An 8,353-nucleotide genomic window follows, 5' to 3' on the forward strand; every position below is an offset into this window, starting at 1 on the left:
GAACACGGAAGTTAAGCTCTCTAGCGCCGATGGTAGTTGGGACCTTGTCCCTGTGAGAGTAGGACGTCGCCAAGCAAGCTTAAGACGAGTCAAAATGACTCGTCTTTTTTGTATGCTTTCATACCTCTACTAATTGCTTGCTTAACTCCTTCTAAATAGGCGAATCCATGCTTTTTATCTGGTTCTAAGTAAGTACCTTCTGCCCATTCATTCCAAGCATTCATAAATAAAAATTCGCTGTTGTAAAGAGAATAGGTACGATAGATTTGCTTACTTAAATATATCGTAAACTTCTCAGGAGTAGAGCCTAGGAAGATGCTACTATTTAAGTCTTTGCGGCGTGCTGTGTTGTCCCAGTCAACAAAGGCACCGGGAAATGTTTTTTTCTCTGGAGGAGATCGCTTTAGTATATACATCCAAACTTTATCATAATCCCAAGCGTTTATTTGTTTACCAGACTCATATATTGTTTTATTTATGTCTGAAGAGCTATCATGAGCAATTGTATAAAAAGGCTCGAATTGAATGCTAGCATCGAACCCATTTATATTAGGAAGTGGGAAGCTGTTTAATGTTTCTACAAAGTATATACCTTTCAAACCATTTTCTTGTGCGAGTGTACTCCAGTAATTAAGCATTTGCTCACAGTCAGGGATATGCCCAGGACGGTAAATAATGAATAGTGGTTTATCATCTATACGAATATACCTTTCATCTTGGAAAGCTTGTAATAAATAGTCGAAGTGTTCTTTCCAATCCGATAACTCTCCATAATTTTGAGGCATTAATATATGACTATCAAGACCATCCCAAGTTTTTGTCCACGGTTCATTTGCCCAAGAAAGGCAAAATGGAAAATCTGGTTCGCCCGTCTTAAGTACTTCATTAAAGGGTGTCTCCAATAGCCTTTTTCCTTTAAACCAGTAATGGTAATAACAAAAACCATATATGCCGTGTGCTTTAGCGATTTCTGCTTGCCACTTTCTTACGGATGGGTCCGTTAAGTCATAATAAAAGTCTTGATAAGGTTCCCTAGGTTGATAATGTTTTGAAAATAAAGGCCGTGCACTTTTAGTATTTGTCCATTCAGTAAAACCTTTTCCCCACCATCGGTCATTTTCTTTTATTTGATGAAACTGTGGTAAGTAAAAAGCAATAATTTTCAAGGTATATCCCCCTTATGTTCTTCGTAGTTCAAAGTGGTGGGAAGTTACTTTTGATTTTTTGAATCGAGTTTACAGTTTGCTCGATAGAGGAATCTTGGGTGATTTAATATATATGGCTGAGATGAAAAGTGATTTTCATTATAAAATTATGTGCATTATCATGTAAGAAAAGAGTTAATCTTTTTGGAGAACAAATAGGGCTTGGGGTAATCGGTTTACATCATCAAAAAAGTCCCGTAGCTTTAAATACTTCTCATAGTGATTTTTAATATAAGTTCTAGGTATAACGGTTTCTCCGTAGAAGCTACTATTTCTAACGTCTCCGGCTCCTGTAGGACTGTGGACAAAATTGCCGCTTTCATAATCCGAGATGGCCCGATTTATATCTGGAAAAGCTTGAGATAAAGTTTTATGCCAACCCGTTTGAATAAATTCAGGGTGTTCCTTGAATTGTTGACAGTAATCGAGAAAATAGCGTGCTTGTGTTGTTGCGATGAAGATTCCACCTGGACGAAGAATTCTTGAAAATTCCTTTATCCAATGTTCTGCAGTTTCTTCGGATAAATGTGAGAATACAGAATAAGCGAATATGATGTCCAATGAATTGTCACTAATAAATTCTACAGGAGGTTGTGGATTGGCGGTTTTATATATTCCTCTTCCTAACGTTTCATTGCAAATGTTAATCATTGCTGGATCTACATCAATCCCAAGTAAATTTTCATCGCGAACATCTTTGAAAAAAAAGCGTATAATTCTTCCCCACCCGCAACCAAAGTCTAAAATTTTACGTTCTTTATTCAAGGGAACACCTAAATTTTGGGCATATGTTTTTACATGGCTATAAAACAAATATGCTTCATAAAGAGCATGTTCATAGGAAGCACCTACAAACTGTTGTTGAATTTCTTCAGGAGGGAACATAGGTACTGGGATGCCATTTATCTTTGTTTGTGAACAACTTTGTATAAATAGATTTAGAAGTTCAACATCAGAAAGTGGACTAACAAGGTTATCAAAATCACTTCCTAACTTAAAGGTATTCATTTGTTAACCTCCAAATTATATTCGTGTTTTTTACTAATAAAAACATGTAGAAATTCAGCATCTAATCCTAGTGATCTATCCTTTTGTAAATAAACAATTGTATACATGTTTGCATGGGTATAAATATATTCAATCATATCTTGGCCCCAATCAAATGTTACTAAAGCCCCATTCTCATCAATAGGATTTCCATGATAAATTGGCTCTTCCATATACTCAATTACTTCTTTATTTATTCTTGCTCTTTGTAAAGTCTTTGGGAGTGTATGATACCAAGGGACAGTAAACACATGAGCGCCACCAGGCTTTAATACACGTTCTATTTCTTTAAAGGCTTTTTTTGGCTCCATTACATGTTCAAAGACATCTTGCGTAATGAACAAATCAAAAGATTCATTTTGGAAAGTCATGTCTTCTAAGTTCTCACATCTAATTCCTTGAAAGTATTGACCAAGAGGGTAGTTTTTAAAGTATTGAGAATATGTATAGTTTTTACAGTTTTTTATTAGTAGCTGAGTCGTAATCCCTCCAGGAGAGGATTCGTGGATATGATAGGAACCCCATTTGGGGAAAAATGTATTTAAAACATGGATTAAAGCTCGTTGCCTCGGTATAGAGTGGCATGTAGAACATAAGTAGTGATCTCTAAGCCAATCATTATGCTCTATAAATATAGCTTCTTTCTCGCAAATAACACAGTATCCAGTATTGTGCTTTAAATTACCTTCCACATGACATCACTCCTGTGTGAAAAATCCATATGACATACGCCAACAATTAGCGAAATCAAAGAGGGCGGGTGAAAAGTAGGGAACCCACATTAATTAAAGTTTCACTTTATGCTATGCGATACATTCACTTTTATTCATTGGAGAATGATGTATTGACTTAAAATACTCCTTTTATGTAAGGATACATTTCAAAGTCCTGTGCATATATTTCTGTAACTAACTCCATTGTTTCTTTATCATAAAAACTTTCATATGTTGGAAAGCGAGGGAAGGCTGCATCTGTAAGGCTGAGTTCCGCATAGTTTCCTGTATAAATCATCTTATGAGCGCGATGATGATCTGAGCTTGTAAGTAGCGCTAAATGGGATTTAAGTAAATCGTACGTGTGTTCTAACTTGGTGATTTGTGTATTAAAATCTTCTAAAGGAATATAGTGTTGGATAAAATTTTCTTCACCTGGAACGTATTGCTGACTGAAATGTATGTCCATTGCTAGGGAATTGGAACCGAAGGCTCGAATGTAATATAAAAATTGTTTAAATGATATTCCTCGGTTACTATATTTGTCATTATACAAATACTGGCGGATACTTTCCCATTGAGGGCTAGCATATGGATTGTCAGCAAGTAATAAAAATGAGCTGACAGCCCTTGTATAGGGATTCCGCACAAGTTTACAAACATCTTTTTTTGCTGCTAGAAGACCATTTTGTAACTCTGGTATGTAGTTGGTGCTGTTTTTATACACCCAGAATTCATAGTAATGAATAAAGTCATGGTATTTTTTTGCTTCAGTAAATAATCCAATTTGAAAAAAGAACCAATTAGCTAATGTAGTACATCCGCTTCTGTGGCTCCAGAATAGTATAAGGGGAAAGTCTTTATGGAAATGTGGAATTCGGTCTTTATGTAGAATTACATGATTTAACAGCTCTTGATTTACATTCTTCATAAATTTAATGCTCCTTTTTGAAAGTTTTATTTATGGAGAAGGCTTTACTAATCCAATATATTCATGGAAATGAGTAAATATTATGAGTGTTTTTCGGTCATCTTAGATAAGACAGCGATTCTAAACAGAAAATAAAGATAATGAAAATGTATAAGAGGCATACAATTATAAGAGAAAGAATAATAGAATTGTCCAAGTTCATTTATTTGTATTTACAGGTGTGATAAGTAAAAATCTTATTACTAGAGAGGATATTATGGGGAAGAATAATTATTTAATAGTAGGTGGAAATAGTTTCATTGGTATTAACCTCGCATTAGGTTTATTGAAACAAGGTCAAAACGTAAAAGTATTTTCCAGGCATATAAATAATTTCCCTCAAAATATTATAAATGAGGTTGAATTTATTAAAGGTGATTTAGCAAATGTTGAAGATATATATATAGCTTTAGTGAATGTGGATATTATTATTTATTTAGCTGCAACGTCTAATGTAGCAACTTCAATTGAAGATGTTTTCGAAGATATAAACAATAGCTTTTTTTTTCTTAATTTCATGGAAAGTGCTAAAGATTTCCCTATTAAAAAAATTGTATTAGCATCTTCAGGAGGCACGGTTTATGGTGAACCAGAATATTTACCTATTGATGAGAAACATCCGTTAAAACCACTTTCTCCTTATGGAATAACAAAAGTGTCGCTTGAAAATTATTTGTACTTTTATAAGAAAAAGTATGGAATGGATTATGTTGTATGTAGATATTCTAATCCGTATGGAAAATATCAGAACCCGTTAAAGAAAGTTGGAGCAATAAATTGTTTTTTATATCAGCATCTCAGCAATGAAAAGATTAATATATACGGGAATCCACAAGAGATTATTCGAGATTATATTTATATCGATGATTTAGTGGAAGTCACTATACAACTAGCGCAATTAAATCACTTGAAATCTTGTGTGTATAATATAGGGAGCGGTAAGGGTCTCTCTTTAAAACGAATTATAGTAGAATTAGAGAAATTAACGGAAAGAAAAGTGGACTTTATCTGCTATAAACAAAAGCAAGAAAATGTTCAAAAAATCATTTTAAATATAGATAGAGTAAGACGAGAATGTAATTGGGAACCGAAAATAGATTTCAAAAGTGGAATTAGATTAAATAAGCTGTGGATTGAAGAGTTCTTATATAGTAAAAAATAATAAACCATGCCCTACTTCTGTATAAGTAGAGCATGGTTTATTATTTTATTTCTTTTTTTATTACCCAAAGGTCTTGATGTTCCCACCAAAAACCTTCAGTGTATTTTTTGATGATAGGATTATAAGGTAATAATTTAATTTTGTCACATACGTAAGAGGGACTAACGATCGTTTGCCCATATTGTTGCACATCTAAATCAAGTTGTTCACTAGAGGGGAGAAACCAATAACCTTGTTTATTTAAATCTGGGAAGCCGAAGTACTTTTTACTTTGATATCCATGAGTTGTGAAAATGAATAATCCGCCAGGGGAAACAGCATTATACAATGTTTGAAGCCAACGAAACCAAGTTGTATCAGGCATATGAGAAAAAAAGGATAGGCCAAAAACGATATCATACGTAGACGATAATTTTATTTGTTCAGGTTCAGGATGAGATAAGATAGATGATGTATGTAATGTGCGTTCAAGAAAAGTAATGGCCTCTTCATGTATATCACAGGCAGTTATACGTAAGTTCGTTTGTAGGTTTAATAAATGACGTGTTACGCAGCCATATCCGGATGCGAATTCTAATAATTTAATTGGAGTATCTACAGGGGGATAAAAGGAAGTCGTTAAATCTAAGAGTGTTTCTGCTGATTTTCTTCCATCTTTAAAATAATAATCTATTGCTTCTTTTTTAGATGGAAAGACTGGATTCGTGACAAGGAATTGAAAGATATGATCCTCTGGGTGGATACTTGCATTTACATTGTAGTTTTGTGCAATTTGAGAAATCAAATCTTTATTTGCCTCTATAAATTCTTTCAAAGAGTAACCCTCCCTTAAATAATAGTAATATCTATAAGAGATAAGGATGGTAAAGAAAATATTATAATCAAACTTTCAAATATGCTTTAAGGTACTTTCTATATGCGTACATTTTCTTTTTTGAAATGTCGTCGATAGCAAAGGTATCTTTAATGAAATTCTGCATTTGTACAACTTCACTGTAATGGGAATATGAATCTTCTGTTCTTGTTACGCTATTTGTATGTCGTCTATGATAGTTTAGAGGTTTTGGATTAAAATAAATGTTCCCCTCTTTAAGGAGAGAAACATAGAAAAACCAATCGCCAGCTACTTTAAACTTTTCCAATTGTTTTGCTGTTGTTTTTATATCTATGTTTTTAAAAACTACACTTGAGACATTAGGTATGGTGTTTTTGATAAGTAACGTATCTTGTATTTCATCTATCCCTTTTCGGACATAAGAACGCAGCCATTTTTCCTTATCAATATCGTTTGTGTAATCCAAATAATGATTGGCCAAGATATTTCCTTGTTCATCTATTTGCTTTGATTGTGTGTAACTTAAGGAAACATCACTATCTATATGAAACCCTTGTATTACTTCTTCTAAAAATGTCTGATCACATAAGTCATCGGCCTCAGCAATCCAAATATAATCACCGGTTGCTGCAGAGACACCTTTTATCCATTGATTAAATACAGAACCAGAGTTTTTATCGTTAATAATCTGCTGAACTTTCAGGTGGTGTTTATTTTCGTTTGAGAGCAGCTTTTCAAATGTAGATACGCTATTGTCAGTAGAGGCATCGTCTAGGAAAATTAGTTCGTAAAGGGGATAGGTTTGATTTAATATTGATGTAACTCGTTCGGGTAAGTATTTTTCGTAATTATAGTTCGGTATAATGACGCTTATTTTTTTATAATTATGCTCAAGCAAGTTTAATAATTGATAAACGTAATGAAGAAAGTTGAAATCTTTTTCAATAAGTTCTTGGCCAAAGGTCCCTTTCTGTAATCGTAAATCTTCATCCCCGATAAATTCATATATTTTTTCCAGCATCATCGGTAAGTTTAAATAGTCTACTAATGCACCGGTTTGTTCCGTAACAACATCTCCAAAACCTCCAGCGTTTTTAAACCCTATAACAGGGACTTTTGTATCTAATGCTTCTAAAACCACGTTTGGGAAAGGATCTTCTCTTGAAGTTAATAAATATAAATCAGCCCCAGCGTTATATAAACCGATATCTGGAGTAGGCTCCACTAATGTGAAATGTGCTGTATATCTTGGTGATAGCGTTTTTAAAAAGTGAACATCTGTTTTCCCAACCCAGATAAAATGAATATTTCTATGAATCTTTCTTACTGAGTAAGCAATAAGTGAGAATAAATCTATCCCTTTTCGATGATCAGCGAAACCTACCCCCAAAATGATTTTGCTATCTAGAGGCAGGTTGTGTATTTTTCGTAATTCGTTTCGCGCTTTTGCAATGTTGTTCTTATAAGGATTGTGGTTAAACAAACCTTGAGGGAGGATGTGGCACTTTTGATGGTCTAATTGGGTGATTGTAAGGAATTTTTCATACACGTACTGTGAAGGAAAGACAATTTTGTAAGCAAATTGGGCAATGTTTCTAGCCTTTCCCACAGCAGAGTATTGTTGTATTAAATGCGGCAATTCATGTATTAATGAAATAACTTTTATATTATGTTTAGCTAGTAATGCAACTATGTCACCACTTATGACGGTACTACATATGGCGATGGTATAGTCTTGTGATAATAACTTCTTTATTAATGATTCGATCTTTTTGTCCGTTGGGTAATCTTTCTCTAGGCAATAAACAGGACCATACTTTTGAAAATCGTGGATTAAAATGCCCGTTCCAATAGAAATAATTGCGACGGAGTAATGAAAATTTTCTTTAAGAGCTTTAATAGTATGTAAAGAAAGCAGCTGTGCTCCGTGGAAATGGGCATCATGGGATACATAAATGATTTTCTTATTAACATGCATTTCATAACGCCTCCTAAGTTAATTAGATTTTTAGTAAATGTATGGTGTATTTATAATTCCTAGAGAGAAGTGGTAGGAGATAATTGTGAATGTAATCGAAATGAAAAGGCTACTTTTAATATATATTTGTTTGGCTTGATATTCATTCTTTAGAAAGTAGAAACTGTCGATTATGAAAGTGACTGTACTAGTTTATTAATCTTTAGGGAAGGATTATAAAAATACGCTTTATAATTTATAAAATAAAAAGGATAAAAGGTATTGACGATTAGAGTATAGAGGTGTAATATAGGACAAGTCGCCGATGACAACAACGTCGAAAGCGACAAACGAAATAAAAAACTTAGTTGACATTGAAAGATGAAAATGTTAACATAAGGAAGTCGCAAATGAGCGACCAAGTAGTTCTTTGAAAACTGAACGAAACAAACAACGTGAAACGT

At 33.7% G+C, this 8,353-nt stretch carries 7 protein-coding genes; 1 reads left to right on the forward strand and 6 read right to left on the reverse strand.

Annotation, left to right across the window (positions count from 1 at the left end):
* Window positions 1–89 precede the first annotated feature (89 nt).
* The 4 genes from AC2CGR_RS28055 to AC2CGR_RS28070 all read right to left on the reverse strand — a co-directional run bounded on the left by AC2CGR_RS28055 (window position 90) and on the right by AC2CGR_RS28070 (window position 3,896).
* Complete coding sequence (locus AC2CGR_RS28055; protein WP_048553455.1) at window positions 90–1,166, reverse strand: glycosyltransferase WbsX family protein; 1,077 nt, start codon at window positions 1,164–1,166, stop codon at window positions 90–92.
* Between the two features lie 174 nt (window positions 1,167–1,340).
* Entirely contained in the window at window positions 1,341–2,213 is an 873-nt protein-coding gene (locus AC2CGR_RS28060) for a class I SAM-dependent methyltransferase (RefSeq protein WP_087963789.1), read from the reverse strand.
* Window positions 2,210–2,944 (reverse strand): class I SAM-dependent methyltransferase, encoded by a 735-nt coding sequence (locus tag AC2CGR_RS28065; protein WP_042874221.1) that lies wholly within the window; start codon window positions 2,942–2,944, stop codon window positions 2,210–2,212. Before AC2CGR_RS28065 ends, AC2CGR_RS28060 begins: the two co-directional genes overlap by 4 nt.
* Window positions 2,945–3,101: 157 nt before the next feature.
* Entirely contained in the window at window positions 3,102–3,896 is a 795-nt protein-coding gene (locus tag AC2CGR_RS28070; protein ID WP_000800266.1) for a sulfotransferase family 2 domain-containing protein, read from the reverse strand.
* A gap of 256 nt (window positions 3,897–4,152) precedes the next feature.
* Here AC2CGR_RS28070 and AC2CGR_RS28075 point away from each other — a divergent pair, with 256 nt between their 5' ends.
* Window positions 4,153–5,097: an NAD-dependent epimerase/dehydratase family protein gene (locus tag AC2CGR_RS28075; RefSeq protein ID WP_087963788.1), complete on the forward strand. Its 945-nt coding sequence runs from the start codon at window positions 4,153–4,155 to the stop codon at window positions 5,095–5,097.
* A 40-nt stretch (window positions 5,098–5,137) separates the two neighbouring features.
* On the opposite strand, the gene AC2CGR_RS28080 is transcribed toward AC2CGR_RS28075, so the two are convergent.
* On the reverse strand, window positions 5,138–5,911 hold the full coding sequence (locus tag AC2CGR_RS28080; RefSeq protein ID WP_000657499.1) for a class I SAM-dependent methyltransferase: 774 nt from the start codon (window positions 5,909–5,911) through the stop codon (window positions 5,138–5,140).
* Between the two features lie 67 nt (window positions 5,912–5,978).
* The gene (locus AC2CGR_RS28085) at window positions 5,979–7,910 is read right to left on the reverse strand and encodes a glycosyltransferase (RefSeq protein ID WP_071715276.1); all 1,932 of its coding nucleotides are present in this window, start codon (window positions 7,908–7,910) and stop codon (window positions 5,979–5,981) included.
* Window positions 7,911–8,353: the final 443 nt, after the last annotated feature.

The sequence above is a fragment of the Bacillus sp. LSHTCR4 genome (genome assembly GCF_057197025.1).